Source organism: Solibacillus sp. FSL W7-1464 (assembly GCF_038004425.1).
Lineage (GTDB): Bacteria > Bacillota > Bacilli > Bacillales_A > Planococcaceae > Solibacillus.
This window is the reverse complement of the sequence record NZ_JBBORC010000001.1, coordinates 2,479,918-2,496,503: the sequence shown is the minus strand read 5'-3', so window position 1 is coordinate 2,496,503 and position 16,586 is coordinate 2,479,918. Positions and strand designations below refer to the sequence as shown.

Below are 16,586 nucleotides of genomic sequence, written 5' to 3'. Positions count from 1 at the left end.
AGCGTCTATTTTTTAACAGCAAATTTAATGCCGTAAAAATTGCATAACTCTATCGTAAACAGAGGGGAATTGTCTGAAGATTACTTTCAGATAATTCCCTTTCTTTGCGATTGCAAGGCAAATTGCGAGTCAAATGGTATAATACTTGTACAAGTTTTAGCAAGTGAGGGAAATAAACATGACTACATATACACCGATGATGCAACAATATTTGCTCGTAAAACAAGATTACAAAGATGCCTTTTTATTTTACCGTTTAGGAGATTTTTATGAACTGTTTTTTGATGATGCGATTAAAGCGTCACAGCTGCTGGAAATTACATTAACAGCTCGCGCAGGAAATACCGATAATCCGATCCCGATGTGTGGGGTACCGCATCACTCAGCACAAGGCTATATCGAAACACTTGTAGCGAAAGGTTTTAAAGTGGCAGTATGTGAACAGACGGAAGATCCAAAGCATGCAAAAGGTGTTGTGAAACGTGAAGTCGTACAAGTAATTACACCGGGCACGATTACAGAAGGGAAAGCGCTTGACGGGAAATCGAATCATTTTATTGCAGCGGCTGAAAGTAACGAAGATGATGAAATCGTATTTGCCTATTTGGATGTTTCAACGGGTGAAGCAAACTGTTCGGTTATTGAAGGAAATGCAAAACAATTAATTCAGCAAGTACAAGCATATGCAATAAAAGAACTTATTGTAACGGAGCAGCTGCAGTTGCTGCTTGCGGATTATGCGGAAGCGGGAGGTATCGTCCTGTCACTTGAAACGGAAGAAATGGATCCGGTGAAGGCAGGCCAGTATGTTGCACATTTGCCGGTACAGCTGCAAGGCGTGGCAAAGCGACTATTACAATATGTGGAACGTACACAAATGCGGTCTTTATCGCATATTCAGCCGTTTGCCTATACTGAAGCGGATAATTTCCTTCGCATCGATACGAATTCAAAACGCAATCTGGAGTTGATCCAATCGATACGCGGCGGGGATTCGAAAGGTACATTGCTTTGGCTTTTGGATGAAACGGTAACGGCGATGGGAGGCCGAAAACTGAAACAGTGGATGCACCAGCCGCTCGCGAAGAAAAATGCAATTGAAGCACGACAGGCAATTGTTACGGAATTACTGGAAGATTTCTTCTTGCGCGACGAACTAACGACATTGCTGAAAAATGTGTATGATCTAGAGCGTCTGGCAGGACGTGTAGCATTTGGTTCTGTTGGGGGACGCGATTTGGCACAGCTGCGCGAATCATTGCGACAAGTGCCCGAGATTCAGCAAAAGCTTGTAAACAGCGGGTTGGAAAAATGTATGGTGCTTGGTCAAAAGCTGGACGTATGTGCCGACATAGAACAACTGCTGGCAGAGGCGATTACCGATCATCCGCCAATTTCGATCAAAGAAGGCGATGTCATTCGCGACGGCTACAATGCCCAGCTGGATGAATATCGGGATGCATCCCGCAACGGGAAAGACTGGATTGCCCAGCTTGAGCAGAAAGAGCGTGAACTGACAGGGATTAAAAATTTAAAAATCGGCTATAATCGTGTGTTTGGCTACTATATCGAAATTACAAAATCGCATTTGAATAATACGGACCTGGCACGTTTCGAACGAAAACAAACTTTGGCGAATGCCGAGCGTTTTATTACAGAAGAATTAAAAGAAAAAGAAGCACTGATTTTGAATGCTGAAGAGCAGAGCCTTGCATTGGAATATGATTTATTTGTAACATTGCGTGAACAGTTAAAGGGCTATATACCTCGAGTTCAGGCATTGGCTGCCCAAATCAGTGAGCTTGACGTACTGATGAGCTTTGCGACGGTAACGGATAAATACCGTTTTACAAAGCCGGAATTTCATGAAGGACGTGCTTTGAAAATTATTGAAGGAAGACACCCGGTCGTTGAAAAAATGCTCAATAAACAAAGTTATGTACCGAATGATTGTGTGCTGACAGATGATAAAAATATGATGCTGATTACCGGACCTAACATGTCGGGTAAAAGTACGTATATGCGCCAAGTTGCACTCATCGTCGTGTTGGCGCAAATGGGATGCTATGTTCCTGCTGATGAAGCGTTCCTGCCGATTACCGACCAGATTTTCACGCGAATCGGTGCAGCCGATGACTTAGCGGCAGGTCAATCGACATTTATGGTGGAAATGCTTGAATCACAGCATGCCATTACACATGCAACAGAAAACAGTCTGCTGTTATTTGATGAAATCGGACGAGGTACTTCAACTTATGACGGGATGAGTCTGGCACAGGCCATGATGGAATACATTCATGATGAAATCGGAGCAAACACATTATTTTCAACCCACTATCATGAACTGACGGATTTGGAAAACGAGCTGGCACGACTGCAAAATGTTCATGTGAGTGCAACCGAGCAGGACGGCCGAGTTGTATTTTTGCATAAAGTGAAAAAGGGTGCCGCAGATAAAAGCTATGGTGTCCATGTGGCGGAGCTTGCGGAAATGCCGGAAACGATTTTACAGCGTGCCCGTATATTGCTGGAGCAGTTTGAAGCTACGAATGCTGAAAAGCCGCAAGCTCTCAATTATGAACAAGAACCACCACAAAGTCCGCCGTTAGCCGAACAGGTGACGGAAAACGATTTGCAGCTTTCCTTGTTTGCAATGGAGGAAGAAGCATCAATCGCACCGGAACAACAAGAAGTACTCGATGCATTGAAAAAACTGAATGTGATGGGTACAACACCGATGCAGGCGATGACATTATTGCATGAACTGCAGCAAAAATTACTGGGCAATCAATAAAGGAGGAAACGGCTTTGGGAAAAATTCAAATAATGGATGAGTGGCTTTCGAATAAAATTGCAGCCGGTGAAGTAGTCGAACGCCCTTCATCTGTTGTAAAAGAACTAGTAGAAAATGCAATCGATGCGGGCGGTACGTCAATCGAAATTTTCCTGGAAGAAGCTGGCCTTCATTCGATACAAGTCATTGATAATGGAAGTGGTATGGACGAAGAAGATGCGCTTAAATCTTTTTCGCGCCATGCCACATCAAAAATAGAAAAAGAACAGGATCTGTTCCGTATTCGGACACTCGGTTTCCGTGGTGAAGCATTGGCATCGATTGCTTCGGTTTCCAAGTTAACATTACGTACGTCGGATGGGAATGGAGGTGTGCATTTGTATATGGAGGGCGGTCATTTGAAGGAACATCAGCCGACCGCGCTGCGTAGGGGGACAGATATCACTGTTGCTCAACTGTTCTTCAATACACCCGCACGGCTAAAATATTTAAAAACAATTCAGACCGAGCTGGGGCATACAATCGATTTTGTGAACCGGATTGCACTTGGCTATCCAACGATTGCGGTTAAACTTGTGCATAATGGGCAAACATTATTGCAAACGAACGGACGCGGTCAAGTACAGCAAGTGTTGGCAGCCATTTACGGTGCGCATAATGCGAAGAAAATGCTGCCGTTTGAAGGGCAAAATCAAGATTATAAAATTCATGGTTTTGCAAGTTTGCCTGAGGTGACGCGTGCTTCGAAAAATTATATGTCGCTTTTCGTTAATGGACGCTGGGTCAAACATTTCGTGATCCAAAAAGCGATTACTGATGCCTACCATACGTATTTACCGATTGAGCGATATCCCATTGTGCTTTTGTATGTGGAGGGAGATCCGCAATTAACCGATGTCAATGTCCATCCGGCGAAACACCAGGTACGCTTAAGTAAAGAACCGGAACTGCTGAAGCTTATTGAAGATACGATCCGTACTGCGATCCGTGATGTTATCCGCATTCCACTCGCAGAAAAAAAGGAGAAACCGGTTCGCACACCGACGGAGCAGATGAATATTTGGAATCCTGCACCGGCATCCTCACCGCAGCCGACATTCAATGAAGATAAGTTATCGACTATCGTTGAGCGATTATCAAGTGAAGCTTCTGTTGTTAAAGAGCCGTACGCACCGGTTCCGACTAAACAACAACCGGTCGTGGATATACCTTCACCAATGCTGGAAAGCGGTGACCAGCATAAACTTTCTGATTTCGATGAACTTCCAACTGTTGAAGAGGAAACCTATCCTGTAGAGACGCAGATGGAGGAAGGCGAATCAAAACGGCATTTCCCGCAAGTTGAAATTGTCGGTCAGATTCACGGAACGTACATTGTAGCCCAAATGGAAGACGGTTTTTATTTGATTGACCAGCATGCAGCACAAGAGCGGATCAAGTATGAATATTTCCGTGATAAAGTTGGAGAAGTGAATGCAAACGAACGTCAGACACTCCTCATGCCATTGACATTCCACTATGCGGCAGATGAGGCATTGCGTCTGAAGGAATCGAAGGAGGCACTAGAAGAAGTAGGTGTTTTTCTGGAAGAATTCGGCCTCTCTTCATTTGTTGTACGGGAATACCCGACTTGGTTTCCGAAAGGCGAGGAACAGGAACTGATCGAGGAACTGATCGAGCAAGTATTAAGTGCGCGGAAAACGGATATAAAGAAACTACGTGAAGATGCGGCGATTATGATGAGCTGCAAAAAGTCGATTAAAGCGAACCACTATTTAAATAAAGAACAGATGGAAAGACTGATCGATGATTTACGAAATGCCGACAATCCGTTTACATGTCCGCACGGAAGACCTGTATTAATTCATTTTACGTCATATGAAGTGGAAAAAATGTTTAAACGCGTAATGTAAATCATACAGTGAAACTTCAATCAGTGGGAGATCTCTTCACTCCCACTGATTGTTAGTTAAACCAATCGGGCTTTTACGGGTAGTTTTGCATCTGCCGCTACGTTTTCGAGACAGATAAATTACTACCCGTTAATGCGGGATAAACAAGGGGATGGTTTTATGGAGCAACGGTCATTTTTCGTCACAATGTCGGACGGGCATGAAATTTTCGTCCGTACTTATGCACCGAGTAAAAAGCGTATTGGACATATCCATATTTTGCACGGGATGTCGGAACATAGCGGGCGTTATGAAAATTTCGCAGAAAAGCTATGTGATGAAGGATATTTTGTAACAGCACATGATCATTGCGGTCATGGCTTTACAGCACAGAAAAACGGCCTGTTTGGTTATTTTGGACCTGAAAAGGGATTTGAACTTGTTGTAGATGATGTGGTGGAAGTGCTCTCCTATTTAAAGAAAGAAACAACAGAACGGCCTATTTTATTCGGTCACAGTATGGGCTCGTTCATAGCACGCCGCTTTATTCAAGAGCATAGCGATAAAATAGAACGACTGATTTTATCTGGAACGGGCTCACCGACATTGCTTCATAAGGCGGGGCATATTATCGCGAAGCAGCTGGTAAACCTGCAGGGGGCAAAAATTCAAAGCGATGTGATGAATGATCTTAGTTTTAGCAGTTTTAATCGAAAAATTAAGGATGCAAAAACAAATTTTGACTGGCTTACTACCGATGAAGAAGAAGTACAAAAATACATTAATGATCCATTTTGCGGTGTGATCCCGACAAATCAATTTTTCGTAGATCTAACGGGAGGTATGCTGAAGATGGAAGATGAACGGGCAAATGCCCGCATCCGCTCTGATTTAAAAATACTTGTTGTAAACGGGACCTATGATCCGATTGCCGGACCTGAAGCAGAAGGTGCGTTTCGAGTGGGGAAACTGCTTGCACGTGCCGGTGTAGAACATGTGAAGGTGCATATATTTGAAGGGATGCGCCATGAAATTCTAAATGAAAAAAAGAAAGAACAAGTGAGAGAAATAATTGTACGGTGGTTAAAAGATGAATAAAAAAATCGATGTCGTGGCCATTATCGGTCCTACTGCATCCGGAAAAACAGCGCTAAGCATCCGCTTGGCAAAAGAGATTGACGGCGAAATAATAAACGGAGATTCCATGCAGATCTATCGTCATATGGATATCGGAACGGCCAAAATTACCGAAGCCGAAATGGAAGGTGTTCCGCATCACTTGCTCGATATTAAAGAACCGACGGAAGGATTTTCGGTTGCAGAATATCAGCAGCTTGTTCGCGGAAAAATTGAAGAAATCCAGGCACGAGGTAAAATGCCGATTATTGTAGGTGGAACGGGGCTATATGTTCAATCTGTCCTCTATGATTTCCAGTTTGCCAAACAGGAAGTTGATGAAGCAGCACGTGAAAACTATTATAAAGAACTTGAAGCATTGGGCCCTGAAGCGATGCATGCAAAACTTGTACAAATGGACCCGGAAGCTGCAGCGTCCATCCATCCGAATAATACAAGACGTGTTATTCGGGCACTGGAAATGGCGGAACTTGCAGGGGTTTCTCGAGCAGAAGAGCAATTCAACAGGGGGGATATCCCGTTATATAACCATTTAATCATCGGCTTGGATATGGACCGTGAAAAGTTATATGAAAGAATTAACTTACGTGTTGATTTGATGATGGTAGCAGGTCTTGTTGAAGAAGTTCGGGCGCTATATGATGCAGGTATCCGTGATGTTCAGGCAATTAAAGCAATTGGCTACAAAGAATTGTATGCACATTTCGATGGACTTGTTTCACTTGATGAAGCAGTGGAACAGATTAAACAGAATTCCAGACGCTATGCAAAACGCCAGCTTACCTATTTCCGAAACAAAATGGATATTGCGTGGATCGGAAATGATTGGAGTAAAATAAAAAGTTTATTTGAAAATCATTAAAATTAAAGGGAAATTTTGTCCGCATAACGAATAGGTAACTATTGCATGTATTTTATGGTAAGGGAGATTGAACGACGATGAAATCGATAAATTTGCAAGATACTTTTTTAAACAATTTACGTAAAAATAATGTTTTTGTAACGGTATTTTTGTTAAATGGCTTCCAATTAAAAGGACTTATAAAATCATATGATAATTTTACCGTACTATTGGAGTCTGAAGGTAAACAGCAGCTTATCTACAAGCATGCAATTTCTACTTTTGTACCGTCCAAAAATGTAGCGTTATCGGAAGAAGAGTAATAACACAGCCAAACTTGTAGCGAATTCTGGTCTGATTGATTATAATGACTAAGATGCTATAAGTATTGGAGGATTTTTGATGAAAACGATGACAACAGATGAACTGATCAACCTACTCGATGCAAATGAAGATTTAAATGTAATCGATGTTCGTGAAGATTTTGAAGTGGAACACGGAATGATTCCAGGTGCTGTACATATTCCACTTGGCTCAATCCCTGAACGTACTAATGAACTGGACAATTCAAAATCCTATATTGTCGTATGTAAAGGCGGCGTACGCAGTGCAAATGCATGCGAATATCTGGCAGAGCAAGGTTTTGATGTAACGAATTTAGATGGCGGAATGATGGCCTATGATGGAGAATTGGAATTTAAATAATTTTCAAAAGAAAGGGAGTGTCGATAATTTCGACACTCCCTAAATTTATGCTACTTTGGATAATGAATTTGTTTCGATGGGAGGCTCCAGCCTTTTGTGTAGGAACATATGCGCAGGAAGGTAATGATAACAAATAATAAATATAAAAACAGATCGCCCTTAAAAATTTCAAGACCGATTAAAAATCCTGCACTGGCTGCCCAAACCCCATAAATTTCATGCCGTAATATAATAGGTCTTCTACCGGCAAGCAGGTCGCGAACAACCCCTCCTCCGGCACCTGTCAATACAGCCGCTACAACTACAGCTACAATCGGTAAATCCTGATGGACCGCATGCATTGCCCCCTGAATGGCAAAGGCGGATAAGCCGATTGCATCTGTCACATTTCCCCAGCGATTCCAGTGTTTAATCAAATGATGCGGAATTAAAAAGAAAATAGTAATCGCCAAAAGAGCAATTTGAAACAAAAACTCCTGATTCCATAATGTCGAGACAGGTAGGCCAATCAAAATATTCCGAATGGCACCACCACCAAAAGCTGTGACTATCCCTAATATGTACACCCCAAATAAATCATACTCTTCTTCCATTGCCACAATGGCCCCGGAAACGGCAAAGGCAATCGTTCCGATCAAACTAAATACTTCCCAAGCCATAAACATCTCTCCCTTAATGTCCTTTCGACCATGACGATAGCAGTTTTTTAAACATTCGTCAAAACTATTTTTTTTCATGTATAATGGATACAGTTTGAACAGAATGGAGTAGTAAAAATGGCATTTCAATCAATATTAACAGCTGAAACATTAACGCTTGCAGCAAAAGTGGAAGAAAAAGTCCGCACTTATCATCAGGAAGTGGATGAACGTGCTTTTTATAATCAGCAAAAGGTGCTGGCAGCTTTTCGTGAAAATCAAGTAAGTGACTTTCATCTGCATCCTTCAACCGGGTATGGCTATGATGATGAAGGTCGTGATAATTTAGAGCGTGTGTATGCGCAAACTTTCGGAGCAGAAGCAGCTATCGTACGTCCGCAAATCATTTCAGGTACACATGCAATTACATTAAGTTTATTCGGTGTATTACGTCCCGGTGATGAACTGGTCTATATTACAGGTAAGCCGTATGACACACTTCAATCGATTGTTGACGGGGGAGAAAAGGATACGGGTTCTTTGAAAGACTATAAAATCGGCTATTCCCATGTAGATTTAATCGATAACAAGGAAATCGATTGGGAAGGTGTGAAAAAAGCAGTAAACGAAAATACAAAAATGATTGCGATTCAGCGGTCAAAAGGCTATGCTACACGCCCATCATTTACTGTTGAACAAATAGCTGAAATGGTTGAAAAAATACGTGGAATCGCACCGGACGCCGTTATTTTTGTCGATAACTGCTACGGTGAATTTGTTGAGTTGCTTGAGCCAACAGAAGTTGGTGTAGACTTAATGGCAGGTTCATTAATAAAAAATCCGGGTGGGGGATTGGCGAAAATTGGCGGATATATTGCAGGTCGCGCCGATTTAGTGGAAAAATGTGCATATCGTATGACGTCACCGGGAATTGGTGCAGAAGCAGGGGCTTCGTTAAATACGTTAGCCGATTTTTACCAGGGCTTCTTCATGGCACCACATATCGTTGCACAAAGTTTAAAAGGGGCAATTTTTACATCGGCAATACTGGAAGAAATCGGTATGACGACATCGCCGCATTACGCGGATGTCCGCACAGATCTCATTCAGTCAGTTTCATTCCAAACAGCTGAACAAATGGTAGCTTTCTGTCGCGAAATTCAGGCTGCTTCCCCTATTAATGCCCATTTTGCGCCGGAGCCTGCCTATATGCCTGGCTATGAGGATGATGTCATTATGGCGGCAGGTACGTTTGTCCAAGGATCAAGTATTGAATTAACAGCAGACGGCCCGATTCGTCCTCCTTTTACCGCATTTATCCAAGGCGGCTTAACATATGAACATGTAAAATATGCCATTTGTTCTGCTGTCCAAAAATTAAAATAATATTTAGCAATCGTCCATTCATTGGACGATTTTTATTGCACATAAATTTTCGCTTTATTCTGTCAACTATTTGCTCATTTACATAAGTAATGTGAGTTTTTCTGACATACATTTGACATTGTTAATAACAAGTCGTAATATAGCGATAAGGGAGGTGAATTAAATTGAGTAGTGAAATTCGACGTTCAATGCCACTATTATCGATAAGTATCGTCATGCAATTAACGGATCTGACAGCAAGACAAATCCGTTATTATGAAGAGCATGATTTAATTCAGCCACACCGGACAGAAGGAAATCGACGCATGTTTTCTTTAAATGATGTCGATACTTTATTGGAAATCAAAGATATGCTTGAACAGGGCATTAATATGGCAGGGATCAAAAAAGTGTTTGCTTTGAAAAATGATCCGGCAGCCCAGCAGGCAAGCAAAGATATTTCAGATTCGGATTTACGCAAAATTTTACGTGAAGAAATGCGTCAAGCACAACGCATGCAAAAAACATCGTTACGCCAAGGGGATTTATCGCGTTTTTATCAATAGCGCGTAAATTATAAAAGATCGAGTAAAATCGGTACTGAACAAATTTAGGAGTGTGGAATTTAGTGGGCAAATATACAAAAGACGATATCAAACGTCTAGTAGAAGAACAACAAGTAAAATTCATCCGTTTACAGTTTACAGATATTTTAGGAACAATTAAAAACGTAGAAATTCCTGTAAGCCAACTAGATAAAGCATTGGACAATAAAATGATGTTTGATGGTTCGTCAATCGAAGGTTTTGTGCGAATTGAAGAATCAGATATGTACTTATATCCGGATTATGATTCATTCATGATTTTCCCATGGACAGCTGAAAAAGGAAAAGTTGCACGTTTCATCTGTGATATTTACAATCCGAACGGTACGCCATTTGCAGGAGATCCACGTAACAATCTGAAACGTGTATTAAAGGAAATGGAAGAGCTAGGATTCACAGACTTCAACTTAGGGCCAGAACCGGAGTTTTTCCTATTTAAACTGGATGCAAAAGGCGAGCCAAGCTTGGAAGTAAATGACCACGGCGGCTATTTTGACTTGGCACCGACGGATTTAGGTGAAAACTGCCGTCGCGATATCGTATTGGAACTGGAAGAAATGGGCTTTGAAATTGAAGCATCTCACCATGAGGTTGCACCGGGACAACATGAAATTGACTTTAAATATGCGGATGCCATTACAGCATGCGACAATATCCAAACATTTAAATTAGTTGTTAAAACAATTGCACGTAAACACGGTTTACACGCAACATTCATGCCAAAACCTTTATTCGGTGAAGCCGGTTCGGGAATGCACTTCAACGTTTCATTATTTAAAGGAAAAGAAAATGCCTTTTATGATGAATCTACTGAATTGGGTCTTTCTGAAACAGCGATGCAATTCATGGCAGGTGTACTTGACCATGTTCAAGGCTTTACAGCAATTACAAATCCGACAGTAAACTCTTATAAACGTTTAGTACCAGGTTATGAAGCACCATGTTACGTAGCTTGGTCTGCACAAAACCGTTCACCATTAATTCGTATTCCTTCTTCTCGCGGAGTTTCGACACGTGTAGAAGTCCGTTCGGTCGATCCATCTGCAAATCCATATTTGGCGATGGCGGTAATCTTAGAGGCTGGTCTGGAAGGGATTCGCAAAAAATCAACACCACCACCAGCAATTAACCGCAACATTTATGTAATGAGCGAAGAAGAGCGTAAAGCGAACGGCATCGATAACTTGCCACCAGCTTTAGACGACGCGTTAAACTTGCTAGCAAAAGATGAAGTTGTTCAACGAGCATTGGGCAACCACATTTATGCTAACTTTAAAGAAGCAAAAGAAATCGAGTTTGACATGTACCGTTCAACTGTCCACCAGTGGGAACGCGATCAATATATGAAAATGTATTAAGAGAGAGCGCTGGAGCTAAAACTCCGGCGCTTTTTGTATATGTATACATATTATTAAAAATTATAACCAACATAATTAATAACAAAAAACCGGCAATAAAAATTGCCGGTACAATATTTTTATTTATTGCCGTTTTGGAATTTGTTCTTACTAAATTGACCTGATGCTTGTTGTTTTTTTGCTTCGGCTTGCTGGTTTTGTTGTTTCACTTGGTTAACATCTGTTTCCATGCCAAACTCAGCGCTCATTGAAGAAAGCTTCTTCTGTAAACCGCTGTTTGCGAACAAGCCGGAAGACTGTTGCTTTTTAGCTTCAGCCTGTTGGTTTTGCTGCTTCACATGGTTAACGTTCGTTTCCATCCCGAATTCAGCATTCAGGGAACTTGATTGCTTCTGTAGACCGCTGTTTGCAAACGCACCGGAAGACTGTTGCTTTTTAGCTTCAGCTTGCTGGTTTTGTCGCTTCACTTGGTTTACGTTCGTTTCCATACCAAATTCAGCATTCAATGAACTTGATTGCTTCTGTAGACCGCTGTTTGCAAACGCACCGGAAGACTGTTGCTTTTTAGCTTCAGCTTGCTGGTTTTGACGCTTTACTTGATTAACGTCCGTTTCCATTCCGAATTCGACGTTTTTATTATTATTGATGTTGTTTTTATTTTTTGACATCAATATCACCTCCTGAGATTATTCTGTTCAGAGGTTGTTTTATTATTCGGCTAAATAATTTGCCAATTTTTTTAATTTAAAAGTTTGGGGCTACAATAAAAAGATACTAAAGCTTTAGTGTTAGTATATATGCCGTAAATAATGTATAAAATGGAAATATATACCTAGCAAGCTAATTTAAGAAGAACTCTAGATGAGTTGGATGATTAAATCATATAATAGTAAGAGACAAATAATAATATTATTAATATAAAAGGAGGAAATTATGAAACTCGATACAATGATGCAAGAGTTAGAAGCACTTGGGAAAGAGCGTACAAAAAAGATTTATATGTCCAATGGGGCAAAAGAGCCGGTGTTCGGTGTAACGATTGGTTCGATGAAACCGTATGTAAAACAAATAAAAATTGATCAGGAACTGGCTGAACAGCTCTATGCTACAGGTAACTATGATGCCATGTATTTTGCAGGAATTATTGCCGATCCGAAAGCTATGACTGAGGAAGATTATGACCGCTGGATGGAACAGGCCTATTTCTATATGATTTCCGATTATGTTGTAGCCGTAACATTGGCCGAATCAGATATTGCGCAAGAAGTGAGCGATAAATGGATCGCCAGTAGTGAGGATCTGAAAATGTCGGCAGGATGGCATTGTTACTGCTGGCTGCTCGGAAATCGTAAAGACGAGGAATTCTCAAAGGAAAAGTTATTGTATATGCTTGAATATGTAAAACAAAATATTCACCAAGCACCGCAGCGTACTCAGGTGGCGATGAACAATTTTGTCATGACAGTTGGTGTTTCATTTAAACCTTTACATGAGAAGGCCATGCAGATTGCAAATGAAATCGGACCAATTAAAACGAAACGTGAAGGGAAAAAACCGGGTGAGCTTCATGCATATGCGGAAATTGAAAAACAGGTGGAAAAAGGGCGAATCGGTTTTAAACGTAAATATGTACGTTGTTAATTGTAAAGAGTTATACCTTGTTTTTTCATAATAAAATTGTATAAACTAAAATTAGGAAATTTCAAGGAGGCTTATTACATGAAGAAAAGTATTGCTATCGATATGGACCAGGTGCTAGCTGACTTTTATTCGAAATTACGTGTTACATATAACGAAAATTTCGGTACAAGTTTTACAGATGAAGAGTTTCTTCTGACGACACAGCGTGATTTGCCTCGAGAAGATGCAAAAAAATTATTTGCATTATTAAATGAGCCTGATTATTTCAGAGATTTAAAAGTACTGGATAACGATGCAATTGAAGTTATTCAAGATCTGCAGGAGCATTATGAAATTTTTATTGCGACAGCTGCTATGGATGTACCGGGTTCATTTACAGCGAAATACGATTGGCTAATGGAGCATTTACCATTTATTGAAACTCAGAACATTGTATTTTGCGGAAATAAAGCGGTTATACATACCGATTATTTAATTGATGACAGCCCGCGTCAACTTGCAGCATTCAAAGGTACAGGCATATTATATTCGATGCCGTACAACCGATCAGAAGATGGTTTCATGCGTGTTCATAACTGGAAAGAGATAAAACAGTATTTTATAAAACAAATGGAAATTGTTTGAGAAATAAAGGGTTGCGATTGTGCAATCCTTCTTTATTTTTGTAGTCAATTAGTATAACGAAATAGTATAATTTAAATTATTGGAATTATCTATAAATTATAAGGGGATAAAAAGAATGAAACCGATTATTGGATTAACAATGTATGATTTTGATAAAAAATTGGATATTAACAACGGATATTTAACTTCAATTGAACAAGCGGGAGGTATTCCAATTTGTATACCGAATGCTACAGAAGAAAACATAGATGCGTTATTAAATCTAATTGATGGTCTCGTATTAATAGGGGGGGCCGATATAGATCCATTGCTGTTTGGTGAAGAACCGCACCGGCATATTGGAAGTGTTGTAAGAAAACGTGATGACAGCGATCTTTTATTAATGAATGAAGCTTATAAAAGACAAATGCCTGTTCTCGGTATTTGCCGCGGACAACAGATAATGAATGTTGCATTTGGAGGGACGATAATTCAGGATATACCATCACAGGTCGAGAATACAATTTTACATAAACAACCTTCAAAGCGCGGGGAATTGGCACATACAGTCGAAGTAAAGACAACAAAGTTTAAAGAAATTTTTAAAGAGGACTCATTCCGTGTCAATACATTTCACCATCAATCGGTCGGAAAGCTCGGGGAAGGGCTCGTCGTTTCGGCAGTTGCAAAGGACGGCATCATTGAAGGGATTGAACACGAATCACATCCATATTGTGTAGCGGTACAATGGCATCCGGAAGAATTGTCGCCGAACGGAGATGTTTATGCACAGCGCTTATTCAAAAGTTTTGTAGAAGCATGCAATAAGTAACAAAAGGCTCAGTCTTATACGGCTGAGTTTTTTTATTTAAATGAAAAACTTGCCGATTCTATTAGAATGGCAAGTTAGTGGTTAATGGATATTTCGGTAGAGGCCGACTACTTTACCTAAAATAGAAACCTGGTTGACAATGATCGGCTCCATCGAACTGTTTTCAGGCTGTAGGCGGAAATGAGTTTTTTCTTTGTAAAAGCGCTTGACAGTCGCTTCATCATCTTCCGTCATGGCTACCACAATCTCTCCATTGTTCGCAGTAGACGTCTTTTTGACAATCACATAATCCCCATTTAAAATCCCGGCTTCAATCATGGATTCACCCATAATTTCAAGCATAAATAATTCCTCTTCCGGTGAGCCGTATGTATCCGGCAACGGGAAATATTCCTGAATATCCTCAATTGCGGAAATAGGCAGACCGGCAGTAACTTTACCGATCAACGGAACATGAATGACACCTTGTTTCGCGATGTTAATCTCTTCTTGATCCAATATTTCAATGGCACGCGGCTTTGTAGGATCACGGCGGATAAGCCCTTTACTTTCTAAACGAGCTAAATGCCCGTGGACAGTTGAACTGGAAGCTAAACCTACTGCTTCTCCAATTTCGCGAACCGATGGCGGATAGCCTTTAGAACGAACTTCCTCTTTTATAAAAGTTAGAATAGCTTGCTGCCGTTTTGAAATTTTTTGTGTCAACTAACTCACCTCTTTATCATGCTATTTTTCTTAAGGTAAGTATAGCAGTATGCGAACACGAATGCAAACATAAGTTCGAAAAAACGGTTGACAAAAACATATGTTCGTATTATTATGAGAACAAACATTCCGAACATACATTCGAAAGAGGGTTTTTCCAATGAAAAAAGTTAAATTAAACGGCTTCACATCAATGTTTCTGCTATTCTCTGTATTTATGATGGCTTTATTCATGATGCAGGACGATAATATTGAATTATACGAACACGTAAGCATAGAGCATGGCGATACTTTATGGTCGTTGGCAGAACAATATCGTGGTAAAATGGCTAAGCATGATTGGATTAATGAAGTAAAAAAAGAAAACGGAATGCTGGATGAAAAAGTTGTATTAGGACAAGTATTGGTAGTACCTGTAGAAAAAGATTCACAATACATTGCTCAGCTGAATGAATCCTCCGATATGCAATCGATTAAAGTAGCGAGAGGGAACAATGATAAAAACTAAAGCAGTTATTTATTGCCGTGTCAGTACGGATAAAAATACACAAGAAACATCACTGGTGCGTCAGCAGGAGGAGCTGACAAAATATGCAAAATCATTCGGCTATAAAGATGTGGAGATTTTCAAGGATCAGCATAGCGGATATGATGTTGATCGGGACGGATTGCTCGACATGCTTGACTATATGAAAGAGTACGGGATTAAAGCACTATTTGTACAGGATGAGACTCGTTTAGGGCGAGGGAATGCCCGGATGGCAGTGCTTCACCTGCTGCAAAAATATGAAGCGACGGTCTATACATTAAATGATGCAGGTCCTGTCGTATTAAACGAAATGGATACAATGCTGCTCGAAATTTTAGCGATTGTCGAAGAGTATCAGCGTCGTATGCATAATGCGAAAATTCGCCGGGGAATGCGCCGCGCTGTCGAGAATGGCTACCAGCCGCAAAATAATTTAAAAAATCGCGGCAATATTGAAGGGCGTGAACGAAAAGAAGTCCCTGTCGAAGAAATTGTTCAGCTGCGCCAGAAAGGCTTAACCTTTGCGGAAATAGCTACGACTTTGTCGGGCTTGGGCATTTCTATCAGTAAAGCGACCGTACATAGAAGATATATTGAATATATGGAGCGACTTGAAGAGTAAACACTTGTTTTCAAGTCGTTTTTTTTATACCTTTGTAATAGGTAGGAAGAAAGGTGAGATTCAAATGTTATCAAAAGAAAAATTAGCTCGTATTAATGAGCTTTCTAAATTAGCGAGAGAAGGTAAATTGACGGAAGAGCAGGCTAAGGAACGTACAGCGCTGCGAAAAGAATATTTAGATACTTTCCGTACAACAATGCGCGATACAATCGAACATGTGAAAGTAATCGATGAAGAAGGCAATGATGTGACACCTGAAAAATTAAAACAGATTAAATCACAGAAGAAATTCTTAAACTAATAACTTTTCATTAATATG

At 40.5% G+C, this 16,586-nt stretch carries 18 protein-coding genes; 15 read left to right on the top strand and 3 right to left on the bottom strand.

Annotated elements, in window-relative coordinates; translation table 11 throughout:
- Window positions 1-178 precede the first annotated feature (178 nt).
- The 6 genes from mutS (at window position 179) to MKZ25_RS12345 (ending at window position 7,369) form a co-directional block, all read left to right on the top strand.
- A complete protein-coding gene (gene mutS / locus MKZ25_RS12370) occupies window positions 179-2,794 on the top strand; it encodes a DNA mismatch repair protein MutS (RefSeq protein ID WP_340801769.1) in 2,616 nt (871 codons plus the stop codon).
- Window positions 2,795-2,808: 14 nt separating this feature from the next.
- A complete protein-coding gene (mutL, locus tag MKZ25_RS12365; protein WP_340801768.1) occupies window positions 2,809-4,707 on the top strand; it encodes a DNA mismatch repair endonuclease MutL in 1,899 nt (632 codons plus the stop codon).
- A gap of 159 nt (window positions 4,708-4,866) precedes the next feature.
- Window positions 4,867-5,784 (top strand): alpha/beta hydrolase, encoded by a 918-nt coding sequence (locus MKZ25_RS12360; protein WP_340801767.1) that lies wholly within the window; start codon window positions 4,867-4,869, stop codon window positions 5,782-5,784.
- Window positions 5,777-6,685 carry a tRNA (adenosine(37)-N6)-dimethylallyltransferase MiaA gene (gene miaA, locus MKZ25_RS12355; protein ID WP_340801766.1) on the top strand — a complete coding sequence of 303 codons (909 nt, stop codon included), beginning with the start codon at window positions 5,777-5,779 and terminating at the stop codon, window positions 6,683-6,685. Before MKZ25_RS12360 ends, miaA begins: the two co-directional genes overlap by 8 nt.
- Before the next feature lie 77 nt (window positions 6,686-6,762).
- Complete coding sequence (gene hfq / locus MKZ25_RS12350) at window positions 6,763-6,987, top strand: RNA chaperone Hfq (protein ID WP_079527893.1); 225 nt, start codon at window positions 6,763-6,765, stop codon at window positions 6,985-6,987.
- Window positions 6,988-7,066: 79 nt separating this feature from the next.
- On the top strand, window positions 7,067-7,369 hold the full coding sequence (locus MKZ25_RS12345; RefSeq protein ID WP_014823385.1) for a rhodanese-like domain-containing protein: 303 nt from the start codon (window positions 7,067-7,069) through the stop codon (window positions 7,367-7,369).
- A 50-nt stretch (window positions 7,370-7,419) separates the two neighbouring features.
- On the opposite strand, the gene MKZ25_RS12340 is transcribed toward MKZ25_RS12345, so the two are convergent.
- Window positions 7,420-8,028, bottom strand: coding sequence for a trimeric intracellular cation channel family protein (locus MKZ25_RS12340; RefSeq protein WP_340801765.1), 609 nt, complete (start codon window positions 8,026-8,028; stop codon window positions 7,420-7,422).
- Window positions 8,029-8,145: 117 nt separating this feature from the next.
- Between MKZ25_RS12340 and MKZ25_RS12335 the strand changes: the two genes are divergently transcribed.
- The 3 genes from MKZ25_RS12335 (at window position 8,146) to glnA (ending at window position 11,335) form a co-directional block, all read left to right on the top strand.
- Window positions 8,146-9,393, top strand: a complete 1,248-nt coding sequence (locus MKZ25_RS12335; protein WP_340801764.1) for a methionine gamma-lyase family protein — start codon at window positions 8,146-8,148, stop codon at window positions 9,391-9,393.
- Between the two features lie 164 nt (window positions 9,394-9,557).
- Complete coding sequence (locus MKZ25_RS12330) at window positions 9,558-9,938, top strand: MerR family transcriptional regulator (protein WP_340718802.1); 381 nt, start codon at window positions 9,558-9,560, stop codon at window positions 9,936-9,938.
- A 62-nt stretch (window positions 9,939-10,000) separates the two neighbouring features.
- On the top strand, window positions 10,001-11,335 hold the full coding sequence (gene glnA, locus MKZ25_RS12325) for a type I glutamate--ammonia ligase (RefSeq protein WP_340732670.1): 1,335 nt from the start codon (window positions 10,001-10,003) through the stop codon (window positions 11,333-11,335).
- Between the two features lie 119 nt (window positions 11,336-11,454).
- Here the strand turns inward: glnA and MKZ25_RS12320 are convergent, their stop codons facing one another.
- The gene (locus tag MKZ25_RS12320; protein ID WP_340801763.1) at window positions 11,455-12,003 is read right to left on the bottom strand and encodes a gamma-type small acid-soluble spore protein; all 549 of its coding nucleotides are present in this window, start codon (window positions 12,001-12,003) and stop codon (window positions 11,455-11,457) included.
- 265 nt (window positions 12,004-12,268) lie between these two features.
- Here MKZ25_RS12320 and MKZ25_RS12315 point away from each other — a divergent pair, with 265 nt between their 5' ends.
- The 3 genes from MKZ25_RS12315 to MKZ25_RS12305 all read left to right on the top strand — a co-directional run bounded on the left by MKZ25_RS12315 (window position 12,269) and on the right by MKZ25_RS12305 (window position 14,411).
- Window positions 12,269-12,976: a DNA alkylation repair protein gene (locus MKZ25_RS12315; protein ID WP_340801762.1), complete on the top strand. Its 708-nt coding sequence runs from the start codon at window positions 12,269-12,271 to the stop codon at window positions 12,974-12,976.
- A gap of 78 nt (window positions 12,977-13,054) precedes the next feature.
- A complete protein-coding gene (locus MKZ25_RS12310) occupies window positions 13,055-13,600 on the top strand; it encodes a 5' nucleotidase, NT5C type (protein WP_340801761.1) in 546 nt (181 codons plus the stop codon).
- Window positions 13,601-13,715: 115 nt separating this feature from the next.
- Window positions 13,716-14,411 (top strand): gamma-glutamyl-gamma-aminobutyrate hydrolase family protein, encoded by a 696-nt coding sequence (locus tag MKZ25_RS12305; protein ID WP_340801760.1) that lies wholly within the window; start codon window positions 13,716-13,718, stop codon window positions 14,409-14,411.
- Window positions 14,412-14,492: 81 nt separating this feature from the next.
- On the opposite strand, the gene lexA is transcribed toward MKZ25_RS12305, so the two are convergent.
- Entirely contained in the window at window positions 14,493-15,116 is a 624-nt protein-coding gene (gene lexA / locus MKZ25_RS12300) for a transcriptional repressor LexA (protein WP_340801759.1), read from the bottom strand.
- Window positions 15,117-15,276: 160 nt separating this feature from the next.
- On the opposite strand from lexA, the gene yneA reads away from it, so the two are divergent.
- From yneA to MKZ25_RS12285, 3 genes are all read left to right on the top strand, one after another.
- Window positions 15,277-15,624, top strand: coding sequence for a cell division suppressor protein YneA (gene yneA, locus MKZ25_RS12295; RefSeq protein ID WP_340801758.1), 348 nt, complete (start codon window positions 15,277-15,279; stop codon window positions 15,622-15,624).
- Entirely contained in the window at window positions 15,611-16,267 is a 657-nt protein-coding gene (locus MKZ25_RS12290) for a YneB family resolvase-like protein (RefSeq protein WP_340801757.1), read from the top strand. Before yneA ends, MKZ25_RS12290 begins: the two co-directional genes overlap by 14 nt.
- Window positions 16,268-16,331: 64 nt before the next feature.
- Window positions 16,332-16,568: a DUF896 domain-containing protein gene (locus MKZ25_RS12285; protein WP_079527868.1), complete on the top strand. Its 237-nt coding sequence runs from the start codon at window positions 16,332-16,334 to the stop codon at window positions 16,566-16,568.
- The last annotated feature ends 18 nt before the right edge of the window (window positions 16,569-16,586 follow it).